General features: G+C 54.2%; 17 protein-coding genes. 4 read left to right on the forward strand and 13 right to left on the reverse strand.

What is annotated here, in order from left to right; genetic code table 11:
- The first annotated feature begins 19 nt into the window (after window positions 1–19).
- Window positions 20–1246, forward strand: coding sequence for an anaerobic glycerol-3-phosphate dehydrogenase subunit C (locus VAE55_RS17395; protein WP_322816987.1), 1227 nt, complete (start codon window positions 20–22; stop codon window positions 1244–1246).
- Between the two features lie 299 nt (window positions 1247–1545).
- Window positions 1546–3438 carry a WD40 repeat domain-containing serine/threonine protein kinase gene (locus VAE55_RS17400; protein WP_322816988.1) on the forward strand — a complete coding sequence of 631 codons (1893 nt, stop codon included), beginning with the start codon at window positions 1546–1548 and terminating at the stop codon, window positions 3436–3438.
- A 518-nt stretch (window positions 3439–3956) separates the two neighbouring features.
- Here VAE55_RS17400 and VAE55_RS17405 read toward each other — a convergent pair.
- From VAE55_RS17405 to VAE55_RS17440, 8 genes are all read right to left on the reverse strand, one after another.
- Window positions 3957–5165 (reverse strand): glycosyltransferase family protein, encoded by a 1209-nt coding sequence (locus VAE55_RS17405; protein ID WP_322816989.1) that lies wholly within the window; start codon window positions 5163–5165, stop codon window positions 3957–3959.
- A gap of 1 nt (window position 5166) precedes the next feature.
- Window positions 5167–6384 (reverse strand): patatin family protein, encoded by a 1218-nt coding sequence (locus VAE55_RS17410; protein WP_322816990.1) that lies wholly within the window; start codon window positions 6382–6384, stop codon window positions 5167–5169.
- A gap of 170 nt (window positions 6385–6554) precedes the next feature.
- Window positions 6555–7082, reverse strand: coding sequence for a polyhydroxyalkanoate synthesis regulator DNA-binding domain-containing protein (locus VAE55_RS17415; protein ID WP_015909395.1), 528 nt, complete (start codon window positions 7080–7082; stop codon window positions 6555–6557).
- Between the two features lie 175 nt (window positions 7083–7257).
- Window positions 7258–7737, reverse strand: a complete 480-nt coding sequence (locus VAE55_RS17420) for a phasin family protein (RefSeq protein WP_322816991.1) — start codon at window positions 7735–7737, stop codon at window positions 7258–7260.
- 585 nt (window positions 7738–8322) lie between these two features.
- Window positions 8323–8751: a GNAT family N-acetyltransferase gene (locus VAE55_RS17425; RefSeq protein WP_322816992.1), complete on the reverse strand. Its 429-nt coding sequence runs from the start codon at window positions 8749–8751 to the stop codon at window positions 8323–8325.
- Between the two features lie 51 nt (window positions 8752–8802).
- Window positions 8803–10107 carry a phosphoribosylamine--glycine ligase gene (locus VAE55_RS17430; RefSeq protein WP_322816993.1) on the reverse strand — a complete coding sequence of 435 codons (1305 nt, stop codon included), beginning with the start codon at window positions 10105–10107 and terminating at the stop codon, window positions 8803–8805.
- 185 nt (window positions 10108–10292) lie between these two features.
- A complete protein-coding gene (locus VAE55_RS17435; protein ID WP_322816994.1) occupies window positions 10293–11150 on the reverse strand; it encodes a bifunctional 5,10-methylenetetrahydrofolate dehydrogenase/5,10-methenyltetrahydrofolate cyclohydrolase in 858 nt (285 codons plus the stop codon).
- On the reverse strand, window positions 11147–11785 hold the full coding sequence (locus tag VAE55_RS17440) for a cyclodeaminase/cyclohydrolase family protein (RefSeq protein ID WP_322816995.1): 639 nt from the start codon (window positions 11783–11785) through the stop codon (window positions 11147–11149). Before VAE55_RS17440 ends, VAE55_RS17435 begins: the two co-directional genes overlap by 4 nt.
- Window positions 11786–11952: 167 nt before the next feature.
- Between VAE55_RS17440 and VAE55_RS17445 the strand changes: the two genes are divergently transcribed.
- Both VAE55_RS17445 and VAE55_RS17450 read left to right on the forward strand, forming a co-directional pair.
- Window positions 11953–13077: an ArsA family ATPase gene (locus VAE55_RS17445; protein ID WP_322816996.1), complete on the forward strand. Its 1125-nt coding sequence runs from the start codon at window positions 11953–11955 to the stop codon at window positions 13075–13077.
- A 40-nt stretch (window positions 13078–13117) separates the two neighbouring features.
- Window positions 13118–13936, forward strand: a complete 819-nt coding sequence (locus tag VAE55_RS17450; RefSeq protein WP_322816997.1) for an SDR family oxidoreductase — start codon at window positions 13118–13120, stop codon at window positions 13934–13936.
- A gap of 455 nt (window positions 13937–14391) precedes the next feature.
- Here VAE55_RS17450 and VAE55_RS17455 read toward each other — a convergent pair whose 3' ends face one another.
- The 5 genes from VAE55_RS17455 to VAE55_RS17475 all read right to left on the reverse strand — a co-directional run bounded on the left by VAE55_RS17455 (window position 14392) and on the right by VAE55_RS17475 (window position 22046).
- Complete coding sequence (locus tag VAE55_RS17455; RefSeq protein ID WP_322816998.1) at window positions 14392–16995, reverse strand: EAL and GGDEF domain-containing protein; 2604 nt, start codon at window positions 16993–16995, stop codon at window positions 14392–14394.
- On the reverse strand, window positions 16970–18505 hold the full coding sequence (gene kaiC / locus VAE55_RS17460) for a circadian clock protein KaiC (RefSeq protein WP_322816999.1): 1536 nt from the start codon (window positions 18503–18505) through the stop codon (window positions 16970–16972). The genes VAE55_RS17455 and kaiC overlap by 26 nt, the downstream gene beginning before the upstream one ends.
- A 36-nt stretch (window positions 18506–18541) precedes the next feature.
- Window positions 18542–18823 (reverse strand): circadian clock KaiB family protein, encoded by a 282-nt coding sequence (locus tag VAE55_RS17465; RefSeq protein WP_322817000.1) that lies wholly within the window; start codon window positions 18821–18823, stop codon window positions 18542–18544.
- A 33-nt stretch (window positions 18824–18856) separates the two neighbouring features.
- Window positions 18857–20062 carry a PAS domain-containing protein gene (locus tag VAE55_RS17470; RefSeq protein WP_322817001.1) on the reverse strand — a complete coding sequence of 402 codons (1206 nt, stop codon included), beginning with the start codon at window positions 20060–20062 and terminating at the stop codon, window positions 18857–18859.
- A 715-nt stretch (window positions 20063–20777) separates the two neighbouring features.
- Window positions 20778–22046 carry a cystathionine gamma-synthase family protein gene (locus tag VAE55_RS17475; protein ID WP_322817002.1) on the reverse strand — a complete coding sequence of 423 codons (1269 nt, stop codon included), beginning with the start codon at window positions 22044–22046 and terminating at the stop codon, window positions 20778–20780.
- Window positions 22047–22070 lie beyond the last annotated feature (24 nt).

Below are 22070 nucleotides of genomic sequence, written 5' to 3' on the forward strand. Positions count from 1 at the left end.
ACCAAGAGGAACAATCGCTATGGATCACATCGAGCTATCGCTCACGCAATCGCTTGATCACTGCATCAAGTGCAACATCTGCACTTCCGCCTGTCCAGTGGCAGCGGTGACCGATGCCTTTCCTGGTCCGAAATACGTTGGGCCACAAGCGCAACGTTTTCGCCATGCTGCGCAGCCGGTTCCCGACGCATCGGTTGATTACTGCTCGGGTTGTCGGGTCTGTAACCAGGTCTGCCCAACCGGAGTGCGCATCGCCGAACTAAACGCCCGTGCCCGTGCCCAAATCGTGGCCGAACGCGGTATGTCGCTCCGCAATCGGATCATTGCCCGCTCTGGCCTGGTTGGACGGCTGAGTTGCGGTCCCCATGCTCCACTGGTGAATTTCACACTTCAGTTTGCCCCGGCTCGCTGGCTCATCGAACAGGTGATGGGTATTCACCGCCATGCGCCATTGCCCAAAGCCAGCACCTACACGTTTCGGCGCTGGTTCCAACGTCGTAAAGTAACAGTGACCGGTCGCTTTCCACAAGTGGTCTACTTCCACGGTTGTAGCACCAACTTTTACGAACCACACGTTGGCAAAGCTGCTATCGCGGTTCTCGAACACCTCGGCTTCGAGGTGATCATACCACCTCAACGCTGTTGTGGTTTGCCGTTACTCTCTAACGGTGATTTTCCGGCGGCGCAGAAGCATCACGAATACAATGTTGCACAACTCTTACCGTATGCACGTGCCGGCATTCCAATTGTTGGCACCAGCACCAGTTGCACGCTAACCTTGAAAGAAGAAGCGCCAGAACTGCTCGGATTACACGGTGATGATGTGCGAGCAGTAGCTGCCGGCACCTACGACATCTTTGAATTTCTGCGCGATCTGCACGAACAAGGTCGGTTGCGTACCGATTTTCGCCCGCTGGAACGCAGCCTTCCCTACCATCCACCGTGCCAGTTACGTGCGCACCGGATCGGACGCCCGGTACTCGATGTGTTGAGCCTGGTTCCTGGTCTGCGCCTGCACGAAAGCCGTGCCGAGTGCTGCGGTATTGCCGGAACATATGGATTGAAACGCGAGAAGTACCAGATCGCAATGGATGTTGGCAAGCCGCTGTTCGAGTTTGTGCGTTCAAGCGGTCAACAGCTTGCGCTTTGCGATAGCGAGACCTGTCGCTGGCAAATTAGCGGCGCTACCGGCGTTACCACCCGCCATCCAATTGAAATTCTGGCTGAAGCATACGACCTTGTGTAGAACCTAATCTCATAAAGCTGTGTCACAAACTATCGCCTGGTTTGAGGTGCAGAAATGTAGCTTCTGCACCTACCGTGCTTACTGGCGGGCATTGAGCACGATAGACATGATTATCGCAATCATCGAGCCCGGCGCACTATGAGATAGTGATCAACATCCTGACCGGATTATACGATCTTTTATAGTAGACTTACAAGTAGTATTTTACTTTTATCCAGAGCAGTGGAGTAGGTACCGCTGCTCCTACATTTTGTTATAATAGGGGATAGTTTGGTTCAAAATAGAGCAAGGATTAGTAGATGCTTACGCCGGAAACAGTCTTACAGGGTCGGTATCGTGTCATCTCTCAGATCGCAAAAGGTGGGATGGGTGCTGTCTACCACGCCCGCGATCTGCGACTGCGCATCGATGTTGCCCTCAAACAGACCCTGTTCAACGACGATGCGTACCGGCAGGCATTTGAACGGGAAGCGCAAATTCTGGCCCGGCTGCGCCATCAGGCGCTGCCCCGAGTTATTGACCATTTCATCGAGCCACAGGGCCAGTTTCTGGTGATGGAATTCATCCACGGCGAGGACCTGGGCAATCAACTGGCTCGCCTGGGACGGCGCTTTGCATCGCCGCAAGTATTACCGCTGGTTGTGAAGTGGACTGATCAACTACTTGATGTATTACACTACCTGCATACCCGTCCGGTGCCTGTCATTCATCGTGACATTAAGCCGAAAAACCTGAAGTTAACGCCAAATCATGATATTATCCTACTCGATTTTGGCCTGGCGCGCGGCGGTATGACGGTTGTCGCTGATATTGATGGTTCAGGCACCCGCAAAGTCTACGGTTTTACCCCTCCCTACGCACCATACGAACAAATGCGTGATGGTGAACCCGATCCGCGGAGTGATATTTACTCGCTATCAGCAACGCTGTATCACTTGCTCACCGGCGTTTTACCACCTGATGCAATGACCCGCATGGCCAGTCTGGTCAATGGTCAACCCGATCCACTCCGCCCAATTCGGAGCCTGGCTCCCCATGTGCCCGAAGGGTTAGCCCAATTGATTGAGCAGGGAATGGCGACGCTGATCAATCAGCGACCACAATCAGTGCGCGAAATGCGCGAGGCACTACACCGGCTGCGTGGCCGACCAATTACGAGTGGTTCACCCGCTGCAATCCGGCCTATTGCCCAGACAGCATCTTCTTCATCTAACGACACGACCGCAACACCCGCCTCATCAAAGCCGGCCACTCCCACCCAGGCTGCACCTGTTTCCCAACCGCAGACCTCATCACCAACACCAGTTGGCACCCTGCTCCGTCGTATGATCACCGGTTCACAGGTAGGCAGCCTATCCTTTGACCCAAACAGTCGCTGGTTACTGGCCGGCTACGACGATTATACGGTTGGGGTGTGGAACCTGAGCAGCGGCGAGCAAATCCATACGCTGCGCGGTCACGAGAGCACCATCCGCGCTGTTGCTGTCAGTCCTGATAGCACATTGGCTGCAACCGGTAGCGATGATGAAACGATACGACTCTGGACAACAGACAACTGGCAGATGGTGCAACTCATTCACCAGACCGGTTGCCCTGTCGAGAGTGTCTGTTTCAGTCCTGATGGTCGTTATCTGGCGGTTGGCGGTTGGGGAGAAGCGATCACGCTCTACGAAATTCGGAAACGAAAGATAGAACCAATTGGTTTGTTCACCTGTCCATTCGTACACTCGTTGAGCTTTTCGCCTGATGGATCGATGTTAGCTGCCGGTTGTTACGATGGCGCGATCTACCTCTGGCAGATTACCGATCACCAACCCCTGAAACCAATCGAAGGATTCAATACCTTTATCTACAGCGTCGCCTTTAATCCAGCCGGTACGATTCTGGCCGCATGCAGCGGTACCACTATCCGCCTTTGGCGCGTAAAAGATTTTCACGCCCTTGACACATTACACGGCCATACGGCACCGGTACGCGGTCTGGCCTTCAGTCCTTGTGTACCATTGCTTGCCTCCGCCAGTGAAGATCGTAGTGCTCGCTTCTGGCTGGCCGAACAGGGCCAACCTCACCCGCCGATCCTCGAACATAGCGCTGGTGTCAGTTGTCTGAGCTTTAGTCCCAATGGGCAATTACTGGCTACCGGCGCCCACGACGGTCGCATTTGCCTCTGGCAGGCACCGGCTGCAATCTGATGCCAAATCTGGTACATGCCAACGCATGGCACGCAATCCAAGACGCACCCTTTCGCCACCCCTCGTTCGCCGCATCCCTCGTATAGTAGGGGCGGGTTCATAACCCGCCCCTACGGAACCGCTGAGGTACCTGCCATTAATCGAGCGATCTGATCGTCAATCAGCCAAATCAGTGGGGTGCAGAAGCACGCAGTGGAGTCGCCACCGATAGACGGTTGGGACAACCCAGGGTGTCATCATGATCACCGCAATACGAAGTGTCTCGTGTGTTGTGATAACTGTCGGATAAGCCAATATGTTGACACCATAAGTAAATGAAAAGGGGCTGAGAGCACGAACCCCGGCCAGCCCTGTCGTCATGCGGGCAAAAGACCTGCCTGACAGCGTGCCAGCCCCACAGGGGCTGCGATCAAGTACGCTCACCGGACCAGCCCCGCCGGCCTTCCACGAATTGAGGCAGGGTTTGAACCCGCCGGTTAGCAGTACCTTGCCGTGCAGACATAGCCGCACATCCACGCTCATGCCGTTGCTCGTACCCGATCCACCAGAGCCAGAATCCGCTCGGCCCGTCGGCCATACGTATGGTTGGCGGCAACTGCCCGGCGGGCGGTTGCCAGTGCCAGATCACGTTCATTGAGGGCTGCGGACAGTGCTTCCTGTAAGCCGGTCAGGTTGCGCCGAGGGAAACTGTACGCCAGATGAGGCGGAACGATCTCGTGCAGAGCTGGAATCGCCGGCAACACAAGCGGCAAACCCAGGGCCAGATATTCAAACAGCTTCAAAGGCGACGCAGTAACATCGGTGACGGTATCAGGAATAACCAGCACATCAGCCGCACCCAGGCAACGTACCACGTCGACTTGTGGACGGGGTGGCAGGATGTAGAGATCAGCCGGTGTCGTTGTTGTATCGGCGACGCGAAAGCCTTCACTCACTGCGTGGGCAGTCAGCGCAGCCCGTTCACCAGGACGACCACCGAGAATCAGTCCTGTAAGGGTGGGGTAGGTCACCTTGAGTGAACGAAGGGCACTCAAAAGACCATCGAGCCAGCGATGGGCAAAGGTCATACCGGCATACGCAATGATCGGCACGTGTGGCGGCAACCCCAGTTCAGCCCGACACTGCGCACGATCTTGTGGCGTAAAGATCTGCTCATCGTAAGCATCAGGGATGACAGCGACATCTGCGGGATCGCGCCAGCCGATCTGGGAGAGCAGACAGCGAAAATCATTGGTAAGCGAAGCTACAGCAGTTGCCCGACACAGCGCAGTACGGTCGATCAAGTCGAGTAAACCTCGTGCCCAACGTTCTTTTGCGCGTGAAGGATTACGTGATTCGAGATCGTGAGCCTCGTAAATCACCGGTATGCCCAATTGTGGACCAAAGCAGCCGGACCACCACGCAGCAATGATCGGTTGACGAATATAGACTGCTTCAACCTGACGACGCTGTGGAGCGACAAAGACTACGGTCATCGCGGCAAATACCGAATGTTCGAGATAATACAACAGCGTGCTCTTATACAATCGTGACAGCTTGCCAATGGCCGGTCGCGGTAAATGGACGACATTTAATTCTTGAAATCGACTCGATTCAAATCCCCATCTTGGAATGAGTGCCAGCGTATCAGGACGGCGGGCACGCAATTCACGGAGTGTCGTAAAGGTTTGCAGCGCATTCGCCGATTGCAAATTCAGGCTGGTTGGGTAGGCAATATAGACTATCATCTCAGCGGGTTACCTCAAGGCGCGACAGTAAACGGTCGAGTTCAGCCAGGGTCGAGGCCAGGCCGGCTGGAGCTGTGTGTAGTGAACCACCGGTCACCAGAGCTGCATGTACCAGATGCGGATTATCGCCGGCCATTTGTAAATTGCGGAGGTCCTGGCGGATGCGCCCATCGCTGATAGTAATACCGTGACGGGCCAGCATCGCACGATAGTAAGGATAATGTTCGCACAACTGGCGGGCCACACTCTCAAAGCCATGCCGGGCAATCGTCATCCGGGTATGAAAGCGCATCGTATTCTCGGCGAACATTGTCCGATCTTTACGGGATGGCTCAATTAGAATAATATCAACTTCAGGATGGCGTCGGCGCACCTGTTTGATATGGTAATGCAGGCCGGCATGAATAAAAGTACGAAAAACCTGATTGCCGATACGCTGGATTCCCTGATCACTAATGGCCGCACCGGGTGGATGCCGACGATTATCGAAAGGCACCATCGGGTTGATACAGACGATCAATTCTGCACCGCGCTCAATTGCTACATCGAGACTGGCTGTACCCCGCAGACCGCCGTCGATATAGTCGTGATCACCAATTCGTACCGGTCGATAAAAAATGGGGATAGCTGCCGAAGCACATACTGCGAGCGAGATTGGCACATCATCAAGAGGTGGCAAACCGAAAATCGCCCGTTCACCCGTATCAAGATCGGTAGCGACAATCATTAGCTCACGATCAAGATCGGCGAAACGATTCGAGCGACCGGGCTGCTCAAGGGCTGCGCGCAAGTACTGCTCAAGGGATCGCGAGTCGTAGAGGCCGGTCGGCAAGCCTACCGCCACAGTTTCAATCAGATCGAGTAACGAAACTTCACCACCCTCACGAACCCAACGCTGTATCGCCTGTACCAGGGCACCGGGTAGATGAGCAGCCCGATACAGAAGATCGGTGATATTCAACTGATAGAGATGGTACGGTTCAAGCTGATCAATCCCGAGCAGCGAGCTTTCAAGCACGCTAATTAACGTGCGTGGTGACATATTGTTCGCCAGACAGGCACTGATCAACGCTCCGGCACTGGTGCCGACGTAGACATCAAATTCATTAACAGAAAGATGTTCGAGCACTTGATCAATGGCACAGAGCGCCCCAATTTCGTAAGCAGCGCCAGCAACACCACCGCCAGCGAGGACCAGAGCAGTTTTGCTACGATGCATACCATGCCTCTCTGCACTAACGCGCACCCGACGCACAGGAATGACGTGGAGTGTTTAGAAGAGTAAATAACCTGCTTAACCACAAGGGGACATCAGGCTCGCTGTAACCTGTCTGGCTCTACCATCAACCGAATCGCTATACAATTGCGTTTAATACCAAAATGAACCCTTTAGCGCCGCCGCAATAATTGTTCGACCGTACTAGCCAGCGCATCGATTTGCGCATGCAACCGTTCGACATCGTTACGAGTGGGCACATCAGCAATCCGGTCGGCCAGCCGGTTGCGGGCATCGTGCGCAAACTCCTGCCGCAAGAGCAGTTTGCGCCAGCGATCAGCTTCCTCCGGTGAGAGTTCACCCTCATCCACCAGCACATCGATCCGCCGCCCAATTTCGGCTTCGATCAAATCGTCGCCTCCAAGCGAACTGAAAAGAGCACGGCGCAAATTGGCAATCGTGTCGCCACCCACCTGTATCAGATCGGTCAACAAATTGGTTGGTAACGGCGATTGACGACCACGGGCGTGTAACACAACCTGGGCCAGAATGTTAGCGGTAATATCGTCGCCGGTCTCGTTGTCGAGTACCTGAACAGTTTCACCCTCTTGCACCAATCGGGCAATGCCATCGAGGGTAATGTAACGTTTCTGATTCGTATGATACAGTTTGCGATTCGCGTACTTCTTGATCAGATGCATAGAATTGCCGCCTTGTGCCAGACGTTGCTGGTATGAAACTGAGAGCGTTCCGGCTACACTATCCATTACTCCAAACGAACCTGATAGTCTCAGCGGCAATTATAACACGCTGCGCCAAAACGCCGGCAACTACGGGCATCACCGTAGCGCCGGCGTTCAGTGAATATCAGAAGAATTACTTCTCGCTGCTCTCTTCCTTAGCCTCGCTGCGGCCACGGGTACGGGCCGGCGCCTCCTGTGCACGGCGCAGCTCTTCGACGCGCACAGCCAGTTGCGCAATCTTGGCGCTCAGCTCATCAATATCCCGCTTCGATGGAATATTAAGCCGATTGAGGAACTGCTCGAAGCTGGTCTCGACCTGGGCTGTGAGGTTGTTGAGATTGGTCTGTACCTGATCGGCCTGGGGCATTGTCGTCTTGCGGAAGCGCTCCATTGTCTCATCAAACAGCTTCTGCGCATCCTTCTGCGCCAGCTCACCACGCTCAACCAGCCGGTTGAGGAAAGCCTCGGCCTCTTCACGGCTGAGCGCAAAAGCACCGATCCCGGCCAGCATCAGCTTGCGAACAATCTCAAATACCTGAACGCTCGGATTGACCTGCGGTGGAGTCTCGTCGATCTGGCGCACGTTGACTTCAATCTCTTCTACGGTTGTCATGAGTAACCTCCTGCTTTGTGCGAGTAACTGGTGTTCAGACTGTCTGTATCATAGCATAGTCTGAGCGATTTCGGTAGTCGTATAACGCAATGCGTTATCCAGTTTGAGTATAACACACTGCGTCATGAAAGTCAATCAACGAGGTTATATCAATTTGTTATCAGACCTGGATGGATCATATTGTGATGCTGAGCTGTATCTACACACTCACAGGAGCGAAGTCATCACTCGTAATCGCACCATCGTCTCGGCGGCGACATAAGTGCAGATGCAGAGAACGGCGTTTCCGCTGCACACGGTATCACACACCGACATGGATACGGTTTCTGGATCGGGTTATCCGTGACAAGGTTTGGCATGCGAAAGCTTCCACTGTGCGTACCAAAAGGCGCGGGGCGTACTCGTACCAATCCGAGACTCTGGTGAAGGAGTGGTATAAGTACGGTTTGGCAGCCAGCCCTAAGGGGGCTGTCCGTGCATCGCGGACAAAGCAGCAACACGCTGTGCAGGTTCTCGCCAATGATGATTAAAAGCCTCAGCGATGATATCCGGTATTGGTTCAGATTTGAGATGCCATCGGCTACATCACTTTGCCCGCACATCGCTCACAAAATGAAAACTGCTCAACCGCATGCCTTCCCGTTCGTAGAACCGGTGAGCATCTTTACGCCAAGTACCGGAATCAAGGTGTAATTGATCACAGCCGGCAGCCAAGGCATACTGTTTCAACCAGTTCAGGAGTGCCGATCCGTAGCCATGTGAACGCCGATTGGCATCAGTCACCAGATCGTCAACGTACAGAAAGCGACCCCAGGCCAGATTCTCACCGAACCGAAAGCCGGCGACTGCAACGACTTCATTCTTATCGATAAGTGCCGCCAAACAATAGCCCATTGCCATCAACCGGCGAATCCGTGGAACAAATTCAGGTTGGGTAAGCTGCGGTCGCAACTGGCACATGATCGGATAGCAGGCGGCAATTTCGTCATCAGTAGTAGCAATCGAGATGTTCATCGGTTGTCATCCTCGTCGATCAAGGCATGGAACCATTCTCAGTCAGTGCGATCACCGCTCACCAGCTCCCACATCGTCGCGATACATCCGACCAGGAAAGCGAATACGTTCGGCGTTAATGAGCGCACGACCACGCGCACCGGCCAGTGTTGCCCCTAATGCCACTACGGTTACCACATGACCGCCGGTCAGATAGAGACTACCACTTTGACTACCCAACAGGCGCTCACGACGAGACGGATCGTAGCGCAAGATAAACGGCGACTCGGTCTGGTCGTGAAAGACTAATACGCCTTCGTCCACATCGCCAACACCATCAACTGCTGCATTGATTGGATAATGATGAGGGTAACCTTGGGTAACCAACGCCAACGCCACACTCGCTTCATCGCGCCAACGCAGTGGTGGTAAACGCTGTAAACTACGGGCAATGGCGGCTTCGTAGTATGGCACCAGATCATCGATCAGGCGCGGCAAAACAGCCTGTGCCTCCATATCGCGAAGACTGCAACGCAAGCCAACGATGCGTGGGCCGTGGTCACCAATAATGCAATCAACGCCGATAATCCCCCAGTAGGGCAATTGTTCACGCGCAATTGCCGCGATAAGGGGCTGCATGATGTGTCGTTCAAGATAGCTCGTCAAGCGCTGGGCATAGGTTGAATTGCCGGTAATGGCCCCCATACCAGGAGCGGGCGGGCTATCTGGCTGTGGCCCCATCCCGTCGTAGATACGTGCCGGTAACAGCGATACCAGATGACTGCCATCGGTAATAGCCGAAAAGCTGACCAGTGGCCCTGCCACATATTCTTCAATCACAACCCCGTGACTGCTCCCTTCCACCGGGCGGGTAACAAAGAATGACCGCAACGCCTCAAGGGCTGTGTAGCGGTCGAAGTAGACACCTTCACCGGTAGCCGGGTGATCGCCACGCAGCACCACCGGTAATTGCTGAGCAGCCAGATATTTTTCCGCCATTGGTAAGCTGGCAAAACAGCGTCCGTTCGGTGTTGGGAGCTGATAGCGCAAGAGCAATTCCTTGGCGTAACAGCGACTCCATTCGATGCGTGTGCTGCGCTGTGAAGCACCACACACGCCAATATGCATACTCACGACCTCATCAACCAAACCGGCCCAGAGCGGTTCACTTCCGGCAGGAACGATGAGGTCAATCTGTTCGTTAAATGCCCATTGCGCTACATGCGCCGGTTGGAGTGGATCAAGATCAACCTGGGGAGCAATCTGGCACGCACCACCATTGCCCGGCGCCACCAGGACGTCAGCCGTCGGGCTGGCAAAGAGTTTCCAAACCAGCGCGTGAGCGCGTCCATCATTACCGAGAACCAGAATCTTCATACCGGCGCATTCCTTCACTCGCCCAGGCCTACTCCGTGGCACATATCTCAACGAGTCGGCGAGATGAGTCAGAAAACCTTTAGGCTGGTGACACCTGACGGCCAGAGTAGTTTGTCACGTACGAGATTGTCACCTCGCACGTCAACTTATACGTCTCATCCTTACTCGTAAGTAACTACATGCGGTTAGATGCCAAGACGAGTGCGCGTTGCCGTGATCAGATTCCGCATCAACATGACGTTGGTCACCGGCCCGGTGCCACCGGGTACCGGCGTAATTGCCCCGGCTACCTCAACCACGGCGGAAAAATCGACATCGCCAACCATACTTCCATCGGCTAACACATTGGTACCGAAGTCGATTACGGTTGCACCGGGTTTGACCATATCGGCAGTGATCAGACCAGGACGACCGGCAGCCGCAGCGATAATATCGCACTCGCGCAAAACAGCACCAAGATCGGCTGTCCGGGAATGACAGATTGTCACTGTCGCATCGGCTTGCAGTAGCAGGAGGGCCATAGGCCGCCCAACGATTGCCGAGCGGCCAACCACTGCGGCACGCCGCCCACGAATCTCGATACCATAACGCCGCATGAGTTCAATACCACCAGCCGGGGTGTTTGGTGTGAGGGTTGGCCGCCCCTGCGCCAGCAAGCCGGCGTTGATCGGGTGAATACCATCGAGGTCCTTTTCCGGTGCAAGCCGGCTTAGCACACCATCGAGGGTTAAACCCGCCGGTAACGGTAATTGCAGTAAGATACCGTCAATCCGATCATCTGCACTCAGCGTCGCCACGGTCGCTTCCAGGTCGGCCTGCGCCGTTTCTGCTGGTAGCGCAATTGCCCGGCAGGCAGCGCCCAACGACTGACACAGGCGGTCAATACTCCGCACATAGCGAGTCGCCGCCGGATCATCACCGACCTGCACCACAGCGATTGTAGGTGGACGATCAATCTGAGTGCGCAATTCAGCAATTTGGGCTGCGGCTTCGGCCCGTAGCTCTTGCGCCAGTGCCTTACCATCGAGGATGCGTGCGCTCATCCCGCCATCCTTCCCCGAACAATGGTGACGATACCATCAACTTCATCACCAAGTCCGATTAGCAGGTCTTGCAACTGTGCCCGTGTCTCTCGCACGAACAATTGATCTTCCAAGGCGGCCAGATTAATTTCAACGTTCAGCGCAGCACTCTGCACGGCGGCCCGGATCAGAAATGCCGCTACACCGACATCACTGACCACCAGGCGTGCACAGTTATTGGCCAGCGTTGTACAGAGCGGCAGCAGCGCCGTTGCCGCCTGTGCTGTACGCAGTGGCACTTCCGCTGCCAGCCTGGTAATCTGCTGAATCGCTGCCTTCCGCGTTGCTGCATCAGCTTCCGTCGTTCGCGGGAGCTTGTAGGCGGCCGCCAGTCGGTTGAATACGGTGATGTCTTCATCTGCTAGTCGCTGCAATTCACTGCGCAACTGCTCGGCCTGGGCATGAATAGCGCGTAGTTCACCTTCAAGAGTGGCAAATTGCGGCTTACCAATGGTCAGCTCGCACACCATACTCACTAACCCGGCTGCCATGGCGCCGGTTAAGGCCGCAACACTCCCACCACCGGGGGTAGGGGAACGCGAAGCCAGTGCATCGAGGATGGCGCCGAGCGGTTGTTGCATCAATGACTCTGCCATGTCGCCTCCCTGAACAGAACGAGATACGAGAACGCACTGTAGCGTTTGACACGACTCATTATAGCGGATAGCTGTGACCAAAGCGGCAGCAGGTATCGGGCGTTCCCGCGTTATAATAGCCGATAAGCAAAGGTTAGATCTCCCGTTCAGCAGGCAGGATCAATACAATGTGGCCGTCACACTCGCAGATTATTCTTTTTAGTGGTGAAGCCAGTGCATTGGCTGCTACTGCTTCGGCAGTCGGTTTCGCAGCGCGTGGGCAATCGACACTGCTGACCAGCCTCGTACCGACGCACCCTGCCGCTACCCTGTTGGGTGTCGCACCAGCGTCTGAGCCAATGACGCTGCGTACCAACCTCGATTTCTGGGCATGCAATACACTGAACGAGTTGAACGGTATCTGGAATGATCTGCGAGCACGTGTTCAGCTTCCAGGCCCACCGGTGAACGGTGAAGATTTGCCGTTGCTGCCCGGTATCGATCTGTTTCTGGCCGTTTATCGCCTGGCAATCCACGCCCGCCGTAACTATGCTGTGATTTGCGTCGATGCCGGCCCTCCCGATGGCCTCATTCGTGCGTTAGCCATTCCCGACACCTTTCGCTGGCTTATGCGTCAGCTTTTCGGGCTTGATCGCGGCCCCGGTCAGTCGAGTGAGTCGCTGGCCCGGGCTGCCTTGCCCGCCAATTTGCTGCCCTTTGAGCAAATTGGCCGCCTGCAAGATGCGCGGGTCACGTTCGAGCAACTCCGTGATACTGCCCTTGATCCGGCACATGTGCGAGCACGGCTGGTCATTCGGCCTGATCAAGCCGGCTTGCGCACAGCCACTATCTCTGCTCCGGCATTTCTACTCTTCGGTATGAATCTTGATGCCCTCATCGTCGGGCCTTTGTTGCCGGCATTGGATGCCGGACACCGGTTAGCGTCTGTCATCCACGAACAGGAAGACGTACTGGTAGCAGTCAAGGCCCGCTGGCCGAACCTGCCATTGCTGCGCTTACCCTTCAGCGCCACGCCAGGCGCTATCGACCCCGTCATCGATGTCGGTCAAGACCTGACGCTATCACCGATGCCACAACCGCCACCCATTACCACCGGCCCAGCCGATGATCCATCTCTACGCCTGTGCTTACCCGGCGTGGCCCGTGACGATCTGAGTATCAGCGTCAGCAGTGATGAACTCGTCGTTTCACTTGGCCCATACCGCCGCCACCTGCTCTTGCCACCAGGACTGCGTGGCGTGTCAATTCGTGCTGTCCGGGAAGGTGATCACCTGACGATCCGACGCCGTTAACCTGTTTGGAGTTCGCTTGTTTTGTGCCAGCGAGGAGATCATGGCTCGTACACCATCCGACTTACGCGATCTGAAAGCCGTCGTCACCGGCGGCAGCCGTGGGATTGGCCGGGCAATTGCTGAAGCGCTGGCCCGTACCGGTGCGCAGGTTATTATCTCATCAACCAATCCAACCAACCTTACTGAAGCTGAACGCGCGTTGCAGGCTGCCGGTTTGAACGTCACCGGTATTCGCTGTGATGTCGCCAATCGCAGTGAGGTTGAAGCACTGGCAAGTGCCGCCGTGGCACAGATGGGACGGATCGATCTCTGGATCAACAACGCCGGTATCTCAGGGCCATTCGGCTATGCACTGGATATACCGCCCGATGCCTGGGAACAGGTGATCAGGGTCAATCTGCTCGGCACCTATTACGGTTGTCGGGCAGCACTGCCGTACATGATCAAACAACGTAACGGTCAGATCATCAATCTCTCCGGTGGTGGAGCAAAACGTGCCCAGCGCTTTCTCTCGGCCTACAGCACATCAAAAGCGGCGATTGTGCGTCTGACCGAAGCCTTTGCCCGCGACTATCAAGACCACCCCTACCTGCGCTTTAACGTACTCACCCCTGGTATGGTGCCGACAGACATGATCAATCACTTTGAAACGGTTGGCCCCGGCGGCGAGGCGATCAAGCAATTGCCCCGCGTCCTCCGCATCTTCGGCACGACAGCCGAAGAGACAGCCGAACTCGCCCTACGCATTGTGCGCGAGGGTAAAAATGGGCAGGTCTTCGAGGTCATGCCACGTCATCGGGCAATCTGGCGCCTGCTCAAAGCAGCTCTTTCACGGCGCAGCGACGGGTCCATAGGATGAACGAGTGACGGGATGACGAGAAACAGGTCTTTACCGGCAATAAATGTAATATCAAATTAATGGCTCCCGTTCACCTGGTTCTCGTCCCCTTCCAGAGCCTCCCGTTGGTGGTAAGAGTGCCACCCATTTGCGCAAAAATGGAACGCAACACCCTCGGTTACCGCACTCCCCTATATACCAATGGGAATAGGCACATGCACCGTAGGGGCGGGTTCTCAACCCGCCCCCAGGCAATCCGTCCATCCGGATCATCCATGCACCATAGGGGCGGGTTCTCAACCCGCCTCCAGGCAATCCGTCCATCCGGATCATCCATGCACCGTAGGGGCGGGTTCTCAACCCGCCCCCTCAACCCGCCCCCAGGCAATCCGTCCGTCCGGATCATACAGATGATGCCAGCTGATCCTATCTCTTGTAATCCCCCTGACAAATGCGAACTCACGCGTTTTCTCCCCTCACCCTGCACCTGTGTTCTGATCTAACCATCCTCGTACCTCTTCAGCAGGTAGTGGACGACTGATGTAATAGCCTTGAAACACGTCGCAACCGGCATCGAATAGTATCTGATGTTGACCTGCCGTCTCAACACCTTCAGCAACGATCTGCACCCCAAGGTGATGACCGAGGGTAATAATTGTGGTGATCAGGCTACGTTCAACCCCGGCGTTGTCCTGGTCGAGAAGAGCAACAAATGACCGGTCAATCTTCAACACGTTGATTGGCAAACGGTGCAGGTAAGAGAGTGAGGAATAACCGGTACCAAAATCATCAATTGCCAGTGTCACCCCAAGCTGGCGCAACTCACCGGGCTGGCGACGTAAATCATCAATCTGGCCCATCAGCATACTTTCGGTTAATTCAAGTTCCAGCCAGGAAAATGGTAATGCAGTCTGCGCTACCGTATCGGCAACAGTCTGCGCAAAATCGGCTTGCGTAAACTGGATCACCGACACATTCACGGCAACAGGGACAACCTTCAGACCATCCTGCCACCATTGCGTCACCTGACGCGCAACCTCACGCAGCACCCATCTACCAATGGGCACAATAAAGCCTGTTTCTTCGGCAATTGGAATAAACCGCGCCGGAGAAACCATTCCCAATGTAGGATGTTGCCAGCGCAACAACGCCTCTAAACCGACCAACTGCCCTGTGCGATCAACTTTTGGCTGATAGTGGAGCAGCAGCTCCTGTCGTTCAATCGCCCGCCGCAGAAGGTTCTCGATCTGTAATCGTTCGATGGAGACATCAGTAATTGCCGCATCAAAAAAATGAAAACTGTTGTGCAAAAGCTGCTTGGCACGGTACATCGCGACATCGGCAGCCCGCTGCAATGCAATCACATCGGTACCATCAATCGGGTACAGGCTGGCGCCGATACTGGCACTTACAAAAATCTCATGGCCGTTGACGAAGAAGGGCTGATCGAGTGCCTCGTGGAGACGATACACAATATGTGTCACCTGTTGAGGATTGGTAATGTCAGACAACACCAGTAAGAATTCATCACCACCATGACGGGCAATGGTATCGGTTGCGCGTATACAGGCTTCAAAGCGACGGGCAACCTGGATCAGGAGCATATCACCGGTTGTGTGACCAAGGGTATCATTGACGTGTTTGAAACGATCGAGATCGATGAAGAGCACAGCAACCATGGTATTTGCCCGCCGGGCATGCTCAATCGCCTGCTGTAAGCGATCCTCGAACAGCAGCCGGTTCGGCAAGCCGGTGAGTGCATCGTGATGCGTCTGATAGGCGAGTTTATGCAGTGTAGCGTGCTGTTCGAGCGCGATGAGGCTCAACTGTTCAAACTGTTCAATCAGAAGCTGTTCTTCGGCTGTCAGTGGGTTATTCTGCTGTCGGCAAACGAGCAGCCAGCTATCGACATCGCGGTTGGTTTGCAATGCCATCATCCACGTTCCGCTCACCGCGTATGCTTGCAGGATGTAATCAACTGCCGGCCACCGGGAGGGGTCTACATGCAGCGACATTATCCGCTGCTGCGGGAGCAGCTCGGATGCCAGCACCTCACCAGCCCAGGCATCAAGATGTTTGATCACCTCTTCCGGTAACGATGTACTATAGCTGACAAACAGATTACTCGAACGCACAACACAAGCAGCGTAGATCAGATCAGGAATTTGCTCTCCAATCAGGTGTAACAATTCGCGGGTAATCGTTCGTAAATCGTACTGGCGAGCAATCAATTCCAATACTCGGCGACGAGCGAGGGCGATCTGCTCAGCCTTCCGTCGGGCCGAAATGTCGTCAAGCACTACCACGGCTTGCACCCGCTCGCCAGAACCGAAGCGCACCACCCGTATTTCCAGCCAGCGTTGTGCTTCCTTCCCTACCACAAGCTCATCGTCGTATCGAACCACGTCGCCATGTAACAGACGTTCAATGGCCTGCGCGATGACACCTGCTGTTTTACCAACCAAGTGACACGCCGCCAGAAACGATGCACCAACTGCACAATCGACCGTCTCAACACCAAGCAGAGTCCCCAATTGTAACCAGCGGACATTCGCGGCCAAGACCTGACCGTACTGATTGAGGATAGCAATAGCGGTTGGTAGGGCATCCAGCGCCGAATGTAAAAGCTGCTGCATCTCGATCAACTGTTGTTCGGCCTGCTTACGATCAGTAATATCGTGCAGCACGGCTAGCATCGCCGGCGTACCCTGCCACTCTATCGGCTCAACCCGCAGATCGACAATAACGACTGAGTTATCAGGACGTACGATCTCGGCATCCACTGTCAGACCAGGCTGAAGTGGAAAGCCAAATGGACTGCCGGTTAGCTGAGCAGACTGCCGACCAAACAGACGCTGCGCTGCTTCATTGGCGAAGAGCACGACTCCGTCGAGATCGAGTACCAGCAATGCATTAATATTGTTGGCAAGTATCGCGTAGAGAGTCTGTCGATCCAGATTCGACGACTCGAGATCAGCAGACTGTGGATTGCGTTCAGCGTGGTCTTGCCGCATTTGAATAGTCTCACTCACCGACCAGAACTCCGAAAAGCGCTCAAGATGATTGATCGTACGCCCCACCGCTCTCTTCATCGCGAAACATTGCACTCAGGCGATCAATCTCACTTGGGGTAATGTGGGTGAATTGACCTGACAAAATACCCGAAATGTTACGAAATGGACGACCAATATGCATACCACGACTATCAATTGTAAACTCACGAATGTCTTTATCGTGACCAGAACCACGCATTTTCAAGACCGTTAACCCGCGGCGCATCTCGCCAAACAACTCAACATACCGTAACAGGATGATCGAGTCGGTGATGGTCGAAATATGTGCCTCTGTCACCGATGAACCGCCCAGCAAGGTTGGGGTAGTCGCCGTGTAGAGACCGGCCATTTCTTGATGCTTGATAAATGACGTCAAACCGATTACAAATTCGCGAAATCCCTTAATCGTGGCCACCCGCTCCAGTGCCGAGAGGCTATCTACCGCTACCCGTTGTGGACGAAAGCGATCAATTTCAGCCTTCATAAAGATCAATTGATCTTCCAGACTGGTTACCTCGGGATAATTACAGATCACACGCAACAAGCCATCACGCTCCATCTGCTCAAAATCGATCCCCCAACCAATCGCATTACGGAAGAGCTGGTCGCGACTCTCTTCAAAAGCGAAGAGCAACGACCGTTCCTGCTGGCGAACGCCGGCAGCCATAAAGGTTGTGGCCATAAGAGTTTTTCCGGTTCCGGTAGCACCACTCACCAGCACAATCGAATCGCGGAAGAAGCCACCGCCACACATACGATCTAGCTCGGCGTTTCCCGATGTGATCCGAACATTGGACGATCGTTGCTTCAGCTCAATTGCCGAGAGCGGAATGACATGAATCCCTTCGCCGGGAATAACGGTAAAGGGAAAGCTACCTTTTTGGTGCGAAGTACCACGAAACTTGAGAATCTCGACCGTGCGTCGCCGTTTCTCATCTTCGAGCACATTGCGTAAAATTACTACATCGTCGGAAACAAACTCTTCTACCCCGTAGCGCGCAATCTCACCGTATTCTTGCGTTCGCTCAGCGGTCAAGACTGCCGTCACTTCTAGCCGGCGCAGCGTACTGACAATCCGCAGCAGCTCGTTGCGCACTACTCTGGTATCGCTTAAGCGGGTGAAGATGGCGCCGAGCGAGTCGAGGGACAGCCGAACGGCCCCGATGCTACGTACCGCATGTTCAATGCGGGCCAATAATGCACCGAGATCGTATGATCCCAACTCGACAATCTCTTCGTCAGGTTGAGGCGACACATCAACAAAAGCCCACTTTCCTTCTGCTTCCCAGCGGGCAATATCCCATCCAAAACCCAGCATATTGCGACGCAAGGCATCTGGGGTCTCTTCAAAGGTCACAAAGACCCCCGGTTCACCACGTTTGATACCGGCCGCCAGAAACTGGGCTGCAAAGACAGTCTTCGCGCTACCGGCGGTGCCCGAAACCAGTGTTGTGCGACCCTTGGGCAAACCACCGTTAGCGATATGATCAAAACCGGTAATTCCGGTGGGCAGGCGTTCGATCTGATCAGCGCACACCAGCTTGCTCCTTGTTGTTACCAATGAATAGCAAACTCACGATTTTGGAGGTAAGTTCAGCACTTGCAACAAATCGTTGACACTGGAAAGATCGCCGATCACCCGTCGATATGGTGGAGGCAAACTCTTAATCAATGTCGGAGTTGCCAAAATCTTCTGATCTTCTGCCTGCTGCGGATGGGCGAGAACATCGATAATCATCAAATCACACTCATAACCGGCCAGTTCCGACTCAATCATATGGCGCAACGTACTAATCGCACGTTCGGCACGAGGGGTATGACCTGCAATATAGAGCTGCAAAACAATTTTACTCACAGACTCATCCCGCCGGCAGTTAACTCTTACTACTTATTCCTGATCACGCAATTCACCCGTCGCTATTGCTCGATAGTACGATGCAAGATAACCCATTAACTCTAACAACAGCAGACGTCCTTCTTCAAAGTAAGCCTGAATCTTTTTGGGCGCATAAAACTGACTACGTTCACGGATCGCTTGCAAATGGGTGTCAATTAAATCACGCGGCGTAGCCCAGACCGATCCCAGCCACTCACCTAATTCACGGAGAGCCTGTGAAGGCATTGGGGTGCGATGAACCCGACTGTGCAACGCTTCTTCCAGAATAGCGCTGTAGCGTTCCAACGCACGCGCAAAGAGATCGGGAGCACGCTGACGCAGCGGTGTCAGCCGCGAACGTTGAACCTCCTCGGAACGAGAAATAACTTCAACGTTAACCAGCTCTCGTTCCATCTGTCGCAGCTGTTCGCGTAACATCTCTGCTTCAGCCGCGATCTGTGCTGCCCGACGCTGATCGGTAATATCCTGATGAGAAATTACTAATCCCCGACGTGTCCCACGCAGTGGTACTGCCCGTAGCGAAAACCAGCGGGTACCCTGCGGGCCAGTACACGGGTACTCGTGCGTGAATTCGGCTATTTCACCATTTAGCACTGCCTTCAAACCACGCAAAATCTCAGCAGTATACACATCATCACTGACTGCGGCGCAAACTGCAAAATAATCCACCCCAATCCCAATTACCGACAGATCGGGAATCCCGTTACGCCGGCCAAAATCCAGCCAGGCTTCATTAACAGCAATAATCCTGCCGTGCTCGTCAATCACCGCAATCTCACTGGTCAATGAATTCAAAATCGCAATACTGAACTCTTCTGCTTCACGAAGAGCTGCTTCTGCCTGACGCTCGGCGGTAATGTCGCGCAACGTAATCAAGATTGCGTCTTGCCCCTCCCACCGGATCGCCAGCACCCGCATTTCGGCGACTGAGAAATCACCATTCGGGCGCAAAACTTCAACTTCCGCACGCTCACCTACTACGAGCGGAAAACCAAAGACTTTGCCGTGCAATTCCGCGCCATGACGATTGAGCAGTCGTTCAGCAGCATTATTCAAAAACCGTACAACACCGCTGTGATCAACAATAATCGCCCCGTCGGTGTCATGGCTGACAATCGCACGCACAGTGTCATCGGCTGTCAAAAGGGATAATGACTTGATGGTAGTTTCCTCGTTTTCTCGGTACTGTTCTGACATACGAAAAGAACACCGACATAACTGTGTTCTACGTTGCCGATGTATCACATCACTCTGAGCACCTGTGATAGGTGAGTGAAGGCAATACCTTCGCCTATCCCGCTATGATTATTCGGATCAGTTCTTTCTTGCAAAGATAGAAGCGTTGTTCTTATCGTACTGAAACATCAAACAGAGACATGTATGCATGATGCTGCGCTTTTGTGTACATGTCAAGCTTACTTATGCGAAAGAGAGTGCAATAAGAATATTAATTTCTTCATAACATCTGGGCCTTAGCAAAAGCAGATAACTCCGTTACGTCAGTCATAAAAGCAAAGCGTTCAGGTGCGAAACTGGGAAAATGTAGCGCCGTTCAACTGTACAACCGATACAATTATACCGCATCTATGACACGCCATAATCGTATCATCCATTGTGGGATGATTGACGGTGTCGTTGTGAACGCAGTTCAGGGATTCCTGATGGTGTCTGTTCGCGAGCGGAGACAGTTCTAGCAAAAGACCGATCTCTGGATGGGATCTATCACTGAACACCTGTCTGCATAGTCTACAACGGGTCGATCTGCGAGGGTAGGTAAAAGCGATACCTTTACCTACCCAAACCGGCTCCGTTCATACTACAACATATATAACAGACCCTGGCAAGAGCATTTCTTCTCTACACCTGGCTCCTCTTCCTCGTTCCTATCTCCTATGTTCTAACTTCTTGAAAATCACACCGCCCGCAACGCCTGATTCAGATCGGCGATCAGGTCATCGGGATGTTCCACTCCCACCGAAAGCCGGATCATGGCCGGGCCAATCCCAAACTCGATGCGCTCTTCGGGATCGACATCCGAGTGGGTCATCGAAGCCGGGTGTTCGGCCAGCGACTCGGTACCACCCAGACTCACTGCCAGGTGGATCAATTGCAGATGGTTGAGGAAGCGAAACGCTTCCGCCTCACCACCGTGCAAATCAAACGAGATCATGGCCCCTGGTCCCAGACATTGCCGCCGATAGATATGGTATTGGGGATCATTACTTTCAAGATGGCCGAGATAGTAGACCCGCGCTACTTTGGGGTGGGTTGCCAGAAAATCGGCTACCCGGCGTGCGCCAGCTTGCTGGGTTTCCATCCGAATCTTGAGCGTCTCCAGTGAACGCAGAAGGAGCCAACCGGTATGCGCACCCGACATCGTTCCCATAATGGTGCGCATCCCCTTCACCTGGGCCAGCAACTCACGACTGCCCAGACAGACTCCGGCAATCACATCACTGTGGCCACCGATATACTTGGTAGCCGAGTAGAGCACCAGATCGGCGCCGTGGGCCAGAGGATGTTGCCAGAGCGGGCCGAGAAACGTATTATCAACTGCGGTTAAGACTCGTCGTGGCATTCGCTTCGCCAGCGCCGCAAAGCCGGCGATGTCCACCAAGGCATTCGTCGGATTCGCCGGCGTTTCCAGATAGATCATCCCTACCGTATCAAACAGGCCGGTACGTCGCAGTTGGACTTCAACCTGTTCGGGTGAAACACCCGACATAAAACCAAATCGCCGGATCCCAAACGACGGCAAGACGTGCTTCAACAGGTAATCGGTACCGCCATAGACCGGCTCACTATGCACAATGACATCACCGGGCCGTAAGAAGGTGAGCAGGGTGGTGGTGATAGCCGCCATCCCGCTGGCAAATACCGCTGCGGACTCAGCCTGATCCCATAGCGTAAGCCGGTCTTCCAGAATTTCAAGATCGGGGTTGTTAAGCCGGCTGTAAATCAGGCCAATCTCTTCGCCCTCACGAGGATGGCGTAGACCGTAGGCCAGCTCGAAGAAGGCTTTACCCTCTTCGGCGGTCTGAAACACAAAGGTTGAGGTCTGGAAAATCGGACACTTGATCGCACCTTCAGAGAGTGCCGGCACATACCCATAACTCATCATCAGACTTTCGGGATGCAGACGATGGCCGTCGATGGTCGTTTGTTTACTCTGCTTCGTCATTATGCGCCTCCTTGCGTCACGAGC

Source organism: Chloroflexus sp., assembly GCF_034432675.1.
Lineage (GTDB): Bacteria > Chloroflexota > Chloroflexia > Chloroflexales > Chloroflexaceae > Chloroflexus.

Coding starts and splice junctions, on each gene's coding strand:
- VAE55_RS17425 (WP_322816992.1), bottom strand. CDS start 8,751: ATGAACATCTCGATTGCTACTACTGATGACGAAATTGCCGCCTGCTAT.
- VAE55_RS17420 (WP_322816991.1), bottom strand. CDS start 7,737: ATGACAACCGTAGAAGAGATTGAAGTCAACGTGCGCCAGATCGACGAG.
- VAE55_RS17445 (WP_322816996.1), top strand. CDS start 11,953: ATGTGGCCGTCACACTCGCAGATTATTCTTTTTAGTGGTGAAGCCAGT.
- VAE55_RS17435 (WP_322816994.1), bottom strand. CDS start 11,150: ATGAGCGCACGCATCCTCGATGGTAAGGCACTGGCGCAAGAGCTACGG.
- VAE55_RS17410 (WP_322816990.1), bottom strand. CDS start 6,384: ATGCATCGTAGCAAAACTGCTCTGGTCCTCGCTGGCGGTGGTGTTGCT.
- VAE55_RS17450 (WP_322816997.1), top strand. CDS start 13,118: ATGGCTCGTACACCATCCGACTTACGCGATCTGAAAGCCGTCGTCACC.
- VAE55_RS17475 (WP_322817002.1), bottom strand. CDS start 22,046: ATGACGAAGCAGAGTAAACAAACGACCATCGACGGCCATCGTCTGCAT.
- VAE55_RS17470 (WP_322817001.1), bottom strand. CDS start 20,062: ATGTCAGAACAGTACCGAGAAAACGAGGAAACTACCATCAAGTCATTA.
- VAE55_RS17395 (WP_322816987.1), top strand. CDS start 20: ATGGATCACATCGAGCTATCGCTCACGCAATCGCTTGATCACTGCATC.
- VAE55_RS17430 (WP_322816993.1), bottom strand. CDS start 10,107: ATGAAGATTCTGGTTCTCGGTAATGATGGACGCGCTCACGCGCTGGTT.
- VAE55_RS17440 (WP_322816995.1), bottom strand. CDS start 11,785: ATGGCAGAGTCATTGATGCAACAACCGCTCGGCGCCATCCTCGATGCA.
- VAE55_RS17400 (WP_322816988.1), top strand. CDS start 1,546: ATGCTTACGCCGGAAACAGTCTTACAGGGTCGGTATCGTGTCATCTCT.
- VAE55_RS17405 (WP_322816989.1), bottom strand. CDS start 5,165: ATGATAGTCTATATTGCCTACCCAACCAGCCTGAATTTGCAATCGGCG.
- VAE55_RS17415 (WP_015909395.1), bottom strand. CDS start 7,082: ATGCATCTGATCAAGAAGTACGCGAATCGCAAACTGTATCATACGAAT.